The organism is Allobosea sp., assembly GCF_051860145.1.
Lineage (GTDB): Bacteria > Pseudomonadota > Alphaproteobacteria > Rhizobiales > Beijerinckiaceae > Allobosea.
In genome coordinates this window covers 68424-80256 of the sequence record NZ_JBHYEM010000012.1, presented here as the reverse complement: position 1 = coordinate 80256, position 11833 = coordinate 68424, and the positions used below count along the sequence as shown (strand labels likewise).

12 protein-coding genes are annotated in these 11833 nt (G+C 68.2%); 4 read left to right on the top strand and 8 right to left on the bottom strand.

Annotation, left to right across the window (positions count from 1 at the left end; genetic code table 11):
• The coding region (locus ACTIF2_RS18850; protein ID WP_439498641.1) for an NAD(P)-dependent oxidoreductase at window positions 1–380 on the top strand (380 nt) is incomplete at its 5' end.
• A 24-nt stretch (window positions 381–404) separates the two neighbouring features.
• On the opposite strand, the gene ACTIF2_RS18845 is transcribed toward ACTIF2_RS18850, so the two are convergent.
• The 7 genes from ACTIF2_RS18845 to ACTIF2_RS18815 form a co-directional block, all read right to left on the bottom strand.
• Window positions 405–908: a methylated-DNA--[protein]-cysteine S-methyltransferase gene (locus tag ACTIF2_RS18845; protein ID WP_439498640.1), complete on the bottom strand. Its 504-nt coding sequence runs from the start codon at window positions 906–908 to the stop codon at window positions 405–407.
• Between the two features lie 106 nt (window positions 909–1014).
• Entirely contained in the window at window positions 1015–1764 is a 750-nt protein-coding gene (locus tag ACTIF2_RS18840; RefSeq protein WP_439498639.1) for a 2OG-Fe(II) oxygenase, read from the bottom strand.
• Window positions 1761–2831: a bifunctional DNA-binding transcriptional regulator/O6-methylguanine-DNA methyltransferase Ada gene (gene ada, locus ACTIF2_RS18835; RefSeq protein WP_439498638.1), complete on the bottom strand. Its 1071-nt coding sequence runs from the start codon at window positions 2829–2831 to the stop codon at window positions 1761–1763. Before ada ends, ACTIF2_RS18840 begins: the two co-directional genes overlap by 4 nt.
• Window positions 2832–2944: 113 nt before the next feature.
• The gene (gene ggt / locus ACTIF2_RS18830) at window positions 2945–4528 is read right to left on the bottom strand and encodes a gamma-glutamyltransferase (RefSeq protein ID WP_439498711.1); all 1584 of its coding nucleotides are present in this window, start codon (window positions 4526–4528) and stop codon (window positions 2945–2947) included.
• Window positions 4529–4555: 27 nt separating this feature from the next.
• Entirely contained in the window at window positions 4556–5305 is a 750-nt protein-coding gene (gene nagB / locus ACTIF2_RS18825) for a glucosamine-6-phosphate deaminase (protein WP_439498637.1), read from the bottom strand.
• Window positions 5302–6237 carry an ROK family protein gene (locus ACTIF2_RS18820; protein WP_439498636.1) on the bottom strand — a complete coding sequence of 312 codons (936 nt, stop codon included), beginning with the start codon at window positions 6235–6237 and terminating at the stop codon, window positions 5302–5304. Before ACTIF2_RS18820 ends, nagB begins: the two co-directional genes overlap by 4 nt.
• 142 nt (window positions 6238–6379) lie before the next feature.
• Window positions 6380–7669, bottom strand: a complete 1290-nt coding sequence (locus ACTIF2_RS18815) for an extracellular solute-binding protein (protein WP_439498635.1) — start codon at window positions 7667–7669, stop codon at window positions 6380–6382.
• 86 nt (window positions 7670–7755) lie between these two features.
• On the opposite strand from ACTIF2_RS18815, the gene ACTIF2_RS18810 reads away from it, so the two are divergent.
• Window positions 7756–8625, top strand: coding sequence for an MBL fold metallo-hydrolase (locus ACTIF2_RS18810; RefSeq protein WP_439498634.1), 870 nt, complete (start codon window positions 7756–7758; stop codon window positions 8623–8625).
• Window positions 8626–8671: 46 nt separating this feature from the next.
• Here ACTIF2_RS18810 and ACTIF2_RS18805 read toward each other — a convergent pair whose 3' ends face one another.
• Window positions 8672–9931: an ROK family transcriptional regulator gene (locus ACTIF2_RS18805; RefSeq protein WP_439498633.1), complete on the bottom strand. Its 1260-nt coding sequence runs from the start codon at window positions 9929–9931 to the stop codon at window positions 8672–8674.
• 141 nt (window positions 9932–10072) lie between these two features.
• Between ACTIF2_RS18805 and ACTIF2_RS18800 the strand changes: the two genes are divergently transcribed.
• Window positions 10073–10969: a carbohydrate ABC transporter permease gene (locus tag ACTIF2_RS18800; RefSeq protein ID WP_439498710.1), complete on the top strand. Its 897-nt coding sequence runs from the start codon at window positions 10073–10075 to the stop codon at window positions 10967–10969.
• Complete coding sequence (locus ACTIF2_RS18795; protein WP_439498632.1) at window positions 10966–11832, top strand: carbohydrate ABC transporter permease; 867 nt, start codon at window positions 10966–10968, stop codon at window positions 11830–11832. The genes ACTIF2_RS18800 and ACTIF2_RS18795 overlap by 4 nt, the downstream gene beginning before the upstream one ends.
• The last annotated feature ends 1 nt before the right edge of the window (window position 11833 follow it).

The following is an 11833-nucleotide window of genomic DNA, read 5'->3' as shown; positions in this document are numbered from 1 at the left end:
CGACCGCAAGGGCGCTCGCCGCCGACAGCGACGTGTTCGTCATCGCCTGCCCGGGCGGCGCGGCCAATCGCCATCTGGTCGATGCCGATGTGATCGCCGCGCTGCGACCGGACTCGACGCTGATCAATATCGCGCGCGGCGAGATCGTCGACGAGGGCGCCTTGATCGAAGCATTGTCCAACGGCCGGCTCGGCTCCGCCGGGCTCGACGTCTTCGCGACCGAGCCGGACGTACCGGCAGCGCTGCGGGCGCTCGATCAGGTCGTGCTCGCGCCCCATCTCGGCAGCGCGACGACGGAGACACGCGACGCAATGGGGCGAAGCGTCGTCATGGCCTTGAGAGACCATTTCGGGCTGCAAAGTCCCGCACCGGCGACATGAGGCCAGCCGAACCTGCGCGGCGGGCTACGCAGCCTGGCGCTCGCGCGCCAGCAGGGCGCGCTTGCGATTGAAGCCCCAGCGATAGCCCGACAGCGACCCGTCCTTCTTCACCACGCGGTGACAGGGGATCAGGATGGCGATGCCGTTGGAGGCGATGGCCTCCGTCACGTCGCGGGCATCGCGCGTGCCGAGACTGGCGGCAAGGGCGCCGTAGCTCGTGGTCTGGCCGGCCGGGATCGTGCGCAGCAAGGACCAGACCTGTTTCTGATAGTCACTGCCGCGCGGATCGAGCGCGATACCGGGATCGGCCGAGGGGCGATCGACGAGCGCTGCGAGCTTGGCGACGAGCCCGGCCAGAACCTCCGAATTCTCCTCGAACGCGGCCTCCGGGAAACGGTCCTGCAGTGCAGCCGGGAGCGCCCCGGCGCGCTCGGTGAATTCGAATGCCACCAGTCCCCGATCCGAGACGGCCGCGATGAAAGCGCCAAGGGAACTTTCTCCCCAGGCATAGTGGATGCGCTCCGTCATGATGACCTCCGTGCGAGCTGAAACATCTGCCTGGAAATCTAGGCCCTCGCCCCGGAAACCGCGCTCCGTTCCTTGCTTTCAAATCCCGAAATCCGTGCCGCGACGGCTATTTTGCGTCATGGAAGATGATGCCGAGCGTGTGGCGGCGGCCCGTGCGCAGCCGGCTGACGCCGTGGCGGAGATTGACTCGGTAATTGCCCTTCGTGCCCTGCACCGGGCGGTTGTGGACGGCGAAGGCGACGGCGTCGCCCTGCCGCAGCGGCACGACCTCGGCGCGGCTCTGCATGCGCGGGCGCTGCTCGGTCAGCACGAACTCGCCGCCGGTGAAGTCGCGGCCCGGCTCGGAGAGCAGGATCGCGACCTGGATCGGGAAGGCGAGATCGCCATAGAGATCCTGATGCAGGCAATTGAAGTCGCCCGGGACATATTGCAGCAGCAGCGGCGTCGGCCGGGTCTGGCCCGCGTCGTGGCAGACCTTCAGGAACGCCGCGTGCCGGTCCGGATAGCGTTCCGCCACGCCCATGCGCCGGTTCCAGTCATTGGCGACCGTGGCGAGGCGCGGATAGAGCGCGGTGCGCAGGCCGCCGATCAGGTCCGGCAAGGGGTACCTGAAATAGCGGTACTCGCCCTTGCCGAAGCCGTGCCGCGCCATGTGGATATGACTGCGGAAATGCTCCTCATGCGGATAGAGCGCCGCAATCTCCGCGCATTCCTCCGGCGTCAGCAGTTTCTCGATGACCGCGCAGCCATAGCCGCTGAGCTCGGCCGCGAGCGCGTCCCAGTCATAGCGGGCGACGCGCGTTTCAGCCGCTTTGGCGTTAGCGTCCTCGGAGATGATCTTCGGCTGGGCGTTCATGACCGGGCTTCCTTCTTGAGCAGGGCGCGCTTGCGCTCGACGCCCCAGCGATAGCCGGAGAGCGCGCCGTCATTCCTGACGACGCGGTGGCAGGGGATCGCGACCGCGATCCTGTTGGCGCCACAGGCCTGAGCCACGGCGCGTACGGATCTGGGCTCGCCGATACGGCGCGCGACCTCGGCATAGCTGACGGTCCGGCCGACCGGGATCTCGCGCAGGGCCTGCCAGACGCGTTGCTGGAAGGCGGTGCCGCGCATGTCCAATGGCAGGTCGAGGCCGAGCCCCGGCGCCTCGACAAAGCCGACCACCTTGGCGACCAGATCCTCGAAGCTGGCGTCGCCGCCGATCAGGTTGGCCTTCGGGAAGCGGTCCTGCAGATCGCGCACCAGTTCGTCCGGGTCTTCGCCGAGAAGGATGGCGCAGATGCCCTTGTCGCTGCGCGCGACCAGAATCGAGCCGAGCGAGCACTCACCGATCGCGAACCTGATATCGGCATCCGCGCCGCCGGCGCGGAAGGCGCTCGGCGTCATGCCGAGCACCGCGTTGGAGGTTTCATAGAAGCGGCTGTTGGAATTGAAGCCCGCGCCATAGATCGCCTCGGTGACGCTCCGCTTGCCCTCGACGAGCTCCTCGCGAACCCGCCTGGCACGATGCGCCGCGCCATAGGCTTTCGGGGTCAGGCCGGTGACGGCCTTGAACTGGCGATGGAAATAGAACGGGCTCAGGCCGACCGAGGCTGCGAGCGCGTCCAGCTTCGGCGGCTCCTCGGCCGCCTCGATCAGCTGGCAGGCCCGCGTCACGGCGGCGGCGTTCCGCTCGGCGATGGAGGCCGCGTTGGGGCTGCACCGGCGGCAGGCGCGGTAGCCAGCGGCCTCCGCCTGCTCGGCGTTTTCGTAGAACGAGACGTTTTGCGGCCGCGCCGTGCGCGACGGGCAAGAGGGGCGGCAATAGATGCCCGTGGTCCTGACCGCATAGACGAAGCTGCCATCAACCGAGGCGTCACGGCGCAGGACGGCCTGCCAGCGCAGATCGCGCTCGGTCGCCATCGTCTTGTCTGCTCTTGCCATGGCGCGGGCCCGGCCTCCGCTCGATCCTGTCTCCCCTCTATGTGGGGAGGATGGCGCGGGGCCGCACTCCGATCCTTGCTTTCAAATTCGCGGCGCGAGGCAGGGTCGCCGCTTCAGTAGCCGAGCGCCATGCCGTCCTTGCGCTGATCCGAGCCGCCGAGGAGGACGCCGCGCGCCTCGTCGATCCAGATCGCCTGGCAGCCGCCCAGCGGCTGGGGCAGGACCTTGATGTCATGGCCGCGCGCCGCGAGATCGGCCTGGATATCGGCGCCGATGGTCGGCTCCAGCGTCAGCTTGCCCTCGGCGACGAAGCTGCGCGGCCGGTCGGAGGCCTGCTGCGGATCGTCGCCACGGTCCAGCATCGAGGAGAGGACATGCGCATGGCCGGTGGCCTGGTACTGGCCGCCCATCACGCCGAAGGTCATTTGCGTGCGGCCATCCTTGCTCAGCAAGGCCGGGATGATGGTGTGGAGCGGGCGCTTGCGCGGCGCGATGACGTTGGGATGACCCTCGATCAAGCGGAAGCCGGCGCCGCGATTCTGCAGCATCACGCCGGATTCGGGCGCATACATGCCGCTGCCGAAGGCCCAGAACAGCGAGTTGATGAAGGAGACGGCGTTGCGGTCGCGGTCGACCACGGTGAGATAGATGGTGTCGCGGTGCACCGGCATGTCATAGGCGCTTGCCGGCTGTGCCCGCTTCATGTCGATCGTCGCGCGCATGCGGTCGATGACGGCATCCGACAGCACCTGATCGACATCGACGGTGGCGAAGGCCGGATCGGCGATGATCAGGTCGCGCTGGTGATAGGCGGCCTTGGTCGCCTCGGCCAGGATGTGGATTCGGTCGGCCTCGCTGAGGCGACCCTCCCCGAGATCGAAGCCGGCGAGGAAGCGCGCGATGATCAGCGCCGCCAGACCCTGCCCGTTCGGCGGACATTCGTGCAGGCGGTGGCCGCGATAATCGGCGGAGATCGGCGCGGCATAGTCGCAAGCCTGCACCGCGAAATCCTCCGCGACATGCAGCGCGCCGTTGCGGTTGAGCACGGCGACGATCTCGTCGGCGATGGGGCCGCTATAGAAGGCGTCGCGCCCTTCCTTGCCGAGCCGGCGCAAGGTCCGGCCGAGCGCGGGATGGGTCATGCGGTCGCCGACGCGCGGCGCCTCTCCGCCCGGCAGGTAAACTGCGGCGGCGCCCTCGTATTTGCGCAGGCGGTGGGCGTTGAGCGCCCAGTCATTCGCCACGCGCGGCGTGATGCGGAAGCCCTCTTCGGCCGCCTTGATCGCCGGCTGCAGCACCTCCTCCAGGCCGAGCCGGCCATGGTCGGCGGAGAGCCGGCACCAGGCATCGGCCGCGCCGGGCACGGTCACGGAATGAGGCGAATCGTCGGCGATGCTAGCGATGCCGCGCTCGCGGAACCAGTCGAGCGTCGCCGCCGACGGGGCGCGACCGGAACCGTTCAGCGCGATCGGCGCCTTGCCGGCGGGCGCAAAGAGCACGAAGCAATCGCCGCCAATGCCGGTCATGTGCGGATCGATGACGCATTGCATCGCGCAGGCCGCGATTGCCGCGTCGATGGCGTTGCCGCCGGCCCGCAGGATGTCGAGCGCCGCCAGCGTCGCGGCGGGATGCGAGGTCGCCGCCATGCCGTTCTCGGCGACGGCGAGCGAGCGCCCTGGCCGGGTGGAATCGCGCATCCCGTTCATCTGTTCTTCCCTGGTTCGTCAGCTCAGTCCGGCTGCCGCTGCGCGGTCGCATACCATGACAGCGTCGGGATGTGTCCTCAGTATCGACGCAGGGCAGGCAGGATCGAGAGGCCCCTTGACCGCCCGCGCCACCGCGTCGGCCTTGCCCCGGCCGGTGGCCACGAGGACGATGCGGCGGGCATCGAGGATCGTCGCGATACCCATGGTCAGGCCCAGCACGGGAACGTCCCCGCTGCCGTCGAAGGAGGCCTGGCCGGCCGCCCGCGTCGACGCCGCGAGCCCGACGACGCGCGTGCGCGAGGCGAAATCGGAGCCCGGCTCGTTGAAGGCGATATGGCCGTTGGCGCCGATGCCGAGCAGCTGCAGGTCGATGCCGCCCGCCGCCGCGATCGCGGCTTCGTAGTCCATGGCTTCGCGGCCGAGATCGAGGGCGTTGCCGTCGGGCAGATGCGTGCGGACCGGATCGATATCGACATGGTCGAACAAGGTCTCGTCCATGAAACGGCGAAAGGAGGCGGGATGCCCCTCCGGCAGCCCGACATAATCGTCGAGATTGAAACTCGCGGCACGGGCAAAGGAGAGCCCTTCCTCGCGATGCCTGCGGACGAGCTCGCCATAGACCGGCCGCATCGTCTCGCCGGTCGCCAGGCCGAGCACGGCGCCGGGACGCGCGCGCAACTGGTCGGCGATCCTGCCCGCGACATCCACCGCGACGGCGCCGGCATGGTCCAGCACCACGATCCGGGGGGCGGATGCGATCTGGTTCATGACCGTCTCCCTGCCGGCTGGGCCGCGCCGAGCAGACCGTCATGGAACCGGGCCAATGCGGCGCCGACCGCGCCGATCACGGCGGCCCGGCTGCCGAGCATACTCGGCTCGACCCGCAGCAGATCGCCGGGATGCCGGGCAATGAGGTTGCGCACTCGCGTGACGAGCTCCTCGCGAACGCCGATGCTGCCGCCGAGCACGATCAGCGCAGGGTCGACCACGGCGCGAACCGCCATCAGCCCCTGCACCAGAAGGCGCGCCGTCTCGTCGAGGGTCGCAGCCGCCGCCTCGTCCCCTCCAGCCAAGGCATCGAAGACGCCACGCACGTCTTTGGCGGCGCTGCCACCCAGACCGCGATACCGCTCGAGAATGGCGGCGCTGCCGACAGCCGTCTCGAACGCGCCATGCAAACGGGCACGCGGAGCGGCCGGATCGCTGCCGATCGGCAGGAACGCGATCTCGCCCGCCGCACCGCGCGCGCCGCGAACCAGGCGGCCGTCGAGCACGAGACCCAGCCCTATCCCGGTGCCCAGGGCGACGAAGGCGAAGTCCCGCACCTCCTTGCAGCAGCCCTGCCACTGCTCGCCCATGGCGGCGAGATTGACGTCGTTCTCGATCTGGACCGGGCAGCCGAGACGGCGGCCGAGCTCCTCGACGATGTCGATGCGGTCGAAATCCGGAATATTGGGCGCGATGCCGATCCTGCCCGAGCGCGGATCGAAAACGCCGGGACTGCCCAGCACGGCGCAACGCAGGCCGCCGATGGGCAACCCGGCCTCGCGCGCCAGCCGGTCACGGAGCGCACCGATCTGCGCGACGATCGCCAGGCCGCCGCGCGGGTCCGTCGGCTCCAGCGCCTCGCCGAGGACGGTGCCGGCGGCATCGGCCAGCGCGGCATGAAGCTTGGTGCCGCCGAGGTCGATACCGAGCACGAAAGCGGCATCCTGCCGGGTTTCGAGGGGACCGCGGCCGGGAGGATCACAACTCAATTCGTCAACCATCGGGCAATTGGACAGGGCACATAGGAGGAAGCTTCGCCCCCGCCGCTAGACCAGGCGGGGGCGAAGACCGGATTCAAGCCTTGTAATAGGCGTCGATCAATTTCTGCTCGGCCTCGGCCGCCTGTTTCACCGCCGCAAGCGGGTCCTGGTTCTGCAGCAGCACGCGGTCGAGCATGTCCTGGAAGACCTGGCCTTGCGCCTCCTCGGCGACGAAATCGGTGGCATGGGCGTATTTCAGCCCGGCCAGCATCGGGCCGGACAGCGGGTCGGCCATGTTCTTGGCGCTCAGCGCGACCTCGGGCTTGGCCGGCAATTCGCCGGTCTTCTCGTACCAGAGCTGCATTGCGTCATTGGTGGTGATGAAGGCGAGGAACTTGAGCGCCGCCTCGCGCTTGGCGCCGGTCGCGCTCGCCGCCAGGCCGTTGACCCAATAGGAGGCGTAATTGCTGGCGATACCGTTATGGGTCGGCAATTCGGAGACGCCCCATTCGAAGCCGCGCGCGCTCTTGAAGGTGCCGAGCCGGAACGAGCCGTCGACATGCTGCGCCGCCTTGCCGGCCTTGAATGCCGCCTGGCTCTCGGACAGGAAGCCCGCCGCCGCGACCTTATGCTTGCGCTGCAGGTCGGTGTACCAGGCGAAGGAGGCGGCGCCCGCCTCGTTGGCATAGGTCACGGTGCGGCCGTCGTCGGAATAGGGCTTGCCGCCGAACTGGCGCAGCAGGATCTCGCGCCACCAGTGATAATCCTGCGAGGGGATGCCGATGGTCGCGCCGGCCGTCAGGAGATTGCCGCGCGAATCGCGCTCGGCCACCGCGAGCGCGTTCTTCAGCATCTCGTCGAGCGTGGCAGGCGGCTTGCCACCCGAGGCGCCGGGCTTGCTCAGCAGCGTCTTGTTGTAGAACAGGCCGAGGCTGCGCACCGCGGTCGGCAGCGCCCAATAGCCCTCGCTCGTCTTCATCATGCGGACGAACTCGAAATAGTCCTTGTCGATATCGGCGGTCTTGAAGCTCTCGGCCGGCAAGGGCTGGATCAGCTTCGACTTCGCATATTCGCGCATCCAGCCGAAGAAGAGCTGCAGCACATCCGGCCCCTCGCCCGCCGGCACGGCCGCCGCCGTCTTGGTGCGGTACTGCGCGTAGGGGAAATGGGTGTGCTTGACCTTGATGCCGGGATTGGCGGCCTCGAATTGCTGGATCAGCGCGTCCATCGCCTCGACGCGCTCCTTGAAGAAATACTGCCAGTATTCGATCTGCACGGCCTGGGCGCGCAGGACGCCGGGCGCGGCGACGGCGAGGCCTGCGGCGGCGGCGCCGGTGGCGAAGCTGCGGCGGCTGAGGCGAAAGCCCTGTTTGTCTGTTGTCATGGTCGTCTCTCCCTTGTTGACCTTGGCGAAGGATGGCAGGCGTGGAACAGGCGGGCATTCGCCCGCATCTGTGACCGGAGACGGATATGCGGCGACTGGACCTCGAAGGCGGTGCTGCGCTGTTTGCGCTGACCGACACCGCGCCCGCGCCGGCCGCGTCGAGCTATGCCTTTCCCGACGCCGATCTCGCCGCCCGGCCGGACCTGACGGGGCGCTGGTTCCCCGATGGCGAGTTCCGGACGCGCTTCGGCGTGCTCGCCCTGCGCTGTCTGGACGGCCGCATCGTCATGGTCGATGCCGGCCTCGGCCCCGGCCCCAACCCGTATTTCAACGGACTCGGCGGCCGGTTGCCCGAGCAGATGGCCGAAGCCGGGCTCGATCCGGACGCGGTCGCGCTCGTGATCTTCAGCCATTTCCATCTCGACCATGTCGGCTGGGCCCTCGACCGGGCGGGCGCACCACGCTTCAGCCAGGCGCGCTATCTCGCTCCGGCCGCCGAAATCGCGCATTGGCGGGCGCATGGCGAAGAGGCGGCGCTGCCGCATCATGTCGCCGCCTTCCGGCAAAGCATCGCACCGCTCCTGACGAGCGGCCGGCTGGAGGCGGCGGAGCCCGGCGCGCCGGTCTTCACCAGCGGCGGCGTCACTGTCTCGCTCCTGCCCGCGCCCGGTCATACCGCCGGTCATCATGCGATCTGGATCGAGGGAGCGGGCCAGCCCGTGCTGATCGCCGGCGACAGCTGGCACAATCCGGCCCAGATCGCGGAGCCGGACTGGTGCCACCGTGCCGATCGCGACAAGGACCTGGCGCGCGCGAGCCGCCGCGCCCTGGCGGAGCGGGCGGCCAGGACCGGAGCGCTCGTCGCCGCCGGACATTTCGTCGAGGATCAGGCTTTTGGCCGGATCATGCAGGACGGGCCGGCAGGAGCCCTCGCCTACCGGCCGCTTCCGCACTAGGCGCGGCGACTGAACACGGCCTGCGGGATGTGCGAGCGCCATGGAATCAACCTCCCGCCGCTACATCGCGCCCGCCATTGGCCGGGCGAGGATTGCTGCGCTCGGCCGATCTCGGGCCTCGCATCGGTCTCGGCAATTTGGCGGCGCGCGGATGCGGGGTCAGTCCGCTGAACAGCGGCAGCGTCGCACCGCCGAGCGCCGGCGAATTGCGGCCGGCACGCCCGGTCAGAAGACGCGGCTGCATGCGGCTCTCGCGCTGGCTGACGGACGCGGGCAGAGGCAGGATGGCCCGCATCACCGAAGCCAGCACCGGCTCCGGCACCTGGCCACCAATGACGATGGTCTCGGGATCGAGCAGGTTTTCGATGTTCGCGATGGCGATGCGCAAATGGCTCGCCGCCTCATCGATCCAGCGTTCCACCGTCGGCGAGTGGCCATCGAAGAGCCGCTCGACCGCGCAGCTCGCTGCCTCGGCCATGCCCGCCTCGCCCAGCATCTGGCGCAAGGCGTGCAGCGAGGCCCGCGCCTCCAGCGTCACCGCGCCTGCGCCGCTGGCGTCATGCCCGACGATCATCCGGCCGACCTCCCCGGCATTGCCGAAGGCGCCGGTCACCGGCTGGCCCTCGACGAAAAGACCGCCTCCGATACCCTCGGCAAAATAAAGATAGAAGAAGCTGCGCAGATCGCGCGCAACGCCGTGCAGATGCTCGCCGATCGCGGCGGCGGTCGCGTCATTGCCGACGAAGACAGGCAGCTCCAGCGCGGCGGAAAACGCCTCGCGAAAAGGCGAACGCGACCAGTTCGCCATGGCGAGCGGACCCTGCTCGCTCTCGGCGACGTCGCCGAACGGCCCTGGCAGGGCGATGCCGACGCCCCAGAGCCGCTCGCGCGCGATACGGCCCTGTTCGACCAGCCCGGCGACCAGCGCGATCAGGCCCGGCAGGGCGATGTCCGGCCGCCGCGTGTCGCAATCGATGCTGCTTTCGGCGCGAACATGCGCACCAAGATCGACCAGGATACCCGCCATGCGGCCGGGCTCGACCTGGACGCCGATGGCGAAGCCGCCATCGGGCGCGAGCGCAAGGTCGATCGGCGGCTGGCCGCGCGCCGAGGCACGGCGGCCGACGATGCGCAGCAATCCTTCCCGGCAAAGCTCGTCCGCGACGGTCGAGACCGTCTGGGCCGAGAGGCCGGTCGCCTCGGCGATCTCGGCGCGCGAGGCCGTTCCGGCACGGCGCAACGCCTCGATCACCACCCTGCGGTGGTGGCCACGCCGATCGAACGGGGCAAGACCGGAGACGCTCATCGGCTGCGCAAACCTTCCGACCAGAGCCGGGCAAAAGCACCCGGCTTGCAGCAAGGGCTTGCATCATGTCGCCAGCTTCGTATTAAATCAACGGGCTTGATTTAATCAGCCAACGAGCGGGAGCCCGGCAGGATGGCGAGGATGCGCGGCTATGCCGGGCTGGCGATCGAGACCAAGCAGGCGCTCACCGCCTGGACGTTCCTGGCCGTGCCGATCGTCTTCTTCGTGGTGATCCGATTCTACCCGGCGCTGGAATCCTTCGGCATCGCCTTCATGCAATGGAACCTGCTCTCCAAGCCGGTCTTCATCGGCCTGGAGAATTTCCGGAAGATGCTGGGCGACCCGGTGTTCTGGACGGCCTTCAAGAACACCTTCATCTATCTCGCGGTCGGCACGCCGGTCAGCCTGCTCCTGTCCTTCGTCATCGCCTATTATCTCGATCAGGTCCGCTTCGCGCATGGGCTGATCCGGGCCTGCTATTTCATCCCGCACCTGACGACGACGGTGGCGATGGCCTGGGTCTGGCGCTGGTTCTACCAGCCGCCGCCGATCGGCCTGCTCAACAACATCCTGAACGCGGTCGGCTTCGATACGCAGCCCTTCCTGCGCTCGACCACGCAGGCGCTCTATGCCGTGCTGACGCCGGCGATCTGGGCCGGGCTCGGCTTCCAGATCGTGCTGTTCATGGCGGGATTGCGGGCGATCCCGTCGAGCTATTACGAGGCGGCGCGGATCGACGGCGCCGGCAAGTGGATGATCCTGCGCCAGATCACCCTGCCGCTGCTGAAGCCCACCATCGTCTTCCTGGTGGTGATCTCCTCGATCGGCTTCCTGCGCATCTTCGATACGGTCTACAACATGACCGACAATGGCGCAGGCGGGCCGCTGAACAGCACCAAGCCGCTGGTGCTCTACATCTACGAGACCGCGTTCCGCTCCTACCAGATGGGCTATGCGGCGGCGCAGACGCTGGTGCTGTTCGTGATCCTCCTGACCGTCAGCCTGATCCAGCTCCGGCTGATGCGGGACAAGCCATGAGCGCGCCCATCGCGATGAACACCGGCATGCCGGCCTGGCGCCTCCATCTCGCCGCCCGCCCCGGCCAGGTCCTGGCCTGGACGCTGCTCGCCATGGGCGCGATCGCGATGATGATGCCGCTGGTCTACATGATCGCGACCTCGCTGAAGCTCTCCAACGAGGTCTACGAGCTCAACATCATCCCGCGCGAGCCGACGCTCGCGAACTATCTCTACATCTTCAAGAACACCCGCTTCGGACTGTGGTTCGTCAACTCGCTGGTGACGAGCTTCCTGGTGACGCTCTCGGTGCTCTTCTTCGATTCGCTGATCGGCTACACGCTGGCCAAGTTCAAGTTCCGCGGCCGCGAGGTCGTGTTCATCGCGATCCTGACGACGCTGATGATCCCGACCGAGATGCTGGTCGTGCCCTGGTACCTGATGGCCAAGAATTTCGGCTGGCTGAACAGCTATTGGGGCATCATGTTCCCCGGCCTGATGACCGGCTTCGGCGTCTTCCTGATGCGGCAGTTCTTCGCCGGGGTGCCCGACGACTATATCGACGCCGCGCGCATCGACGGGCTCGGCGAATTCGCGATCTGGTGGAAGGTGGCGCTGCCCTTGGTGACGCCGGCGCTCTCGGCGCTCGCGATCTTCACCTTCCTTGGCAACTGGACCGCCTTCCTCTGGCCGCTGATCGCGACCAATGACCGTGAGCTCTACACGCTGCCGGTGGGCCTCGCCTCCTTCTCCGGCGAGTTCCTGACCGACTGGGAGCTGATCATGGCCGGCGCCACCATCGCGACGCTGCCGACGCTCATCGTCTTCGTCATCTTCCAGCGCTACATCATCCGCGGCGTCGTGCTCGCGGGCCTGAAAGGCTGAG

Excerpts from the sequence above, each read along its gene's own strand:
- ACTIF2_RS18845 (WP_439498640.1), bottom strand. The coding sequence starts at position 908 with ATGACGGAGCGCATCCACTATGCCTGGGGAGAAAGTTCCCTTGGCGCT.
- ACTIF2_RS18840 (WP_439498639.1), bottom strand. The coding sequence starts at position 1,764 with ATGAACGCCCAGCCGAAGATCATCTCCGAGGACGCTAACGCCAAAGCG.
- ada (WP_439498638.1), bottom strand. The coding sequence starts at position 2,831 with ATGGCAAGAGCAGACAAGACGATGGCGACCGAGCGCGATCTGCGCTGG.
- ggt (WP_439498711.1), bottom strand. The coding sequence starts at position 4,528 with ATGCGCGATTCCACCCGGCCAGGGCGCTCGCTCGCCGTCGCCGAGAAC.
- nagB (WP_439498637.1), bottom strand. The coding sequence starts at position 5,305 with ATGAACCAGATCGCATCCGCCCCCCGGATCGTGGTGCTGGACCATGCC.
- ACTIF2_RS18815 (WP_439498635.1), bottom strand. The coding sequence starts at position 7,669 with ATGACAACAGACAAACAGGGCTTTCGCCTCAGCCGCCGCAGCTTCGCC.
- ACTIF2_RS18810 (WP_439498634.1), top strand. The coding sequence starts at position 7,756 with ATGCGGCGACTGGACCTCGAAGGCGGTGCTGCGCTGTTTGCGCTGACC.
- ACTIF2_RS18805 (WP_439498633.1), bottom strand. The coding sequence starts at position 9,931 with ATGAGCGTCTCCGGTCTTGCCCCGTTCGATCGGCGTGGCCACCACCGC.
- ACTIF2_RS18800 (WP_439498710.1), top strand. The coding sequence starts at position 10,073 with ATGCGCGGCTATGCCGGGCTGGCGATCGAGACCAAGCAGGCGCTCACC.
- ACTIF2_RS18795 (WP_439498632.1), top strand. The coding sequence starts at position 10,966 with ATGAGCGCGCCCATCGCGATGAACACCGGCATGCCGGCCTGGCGCCTC.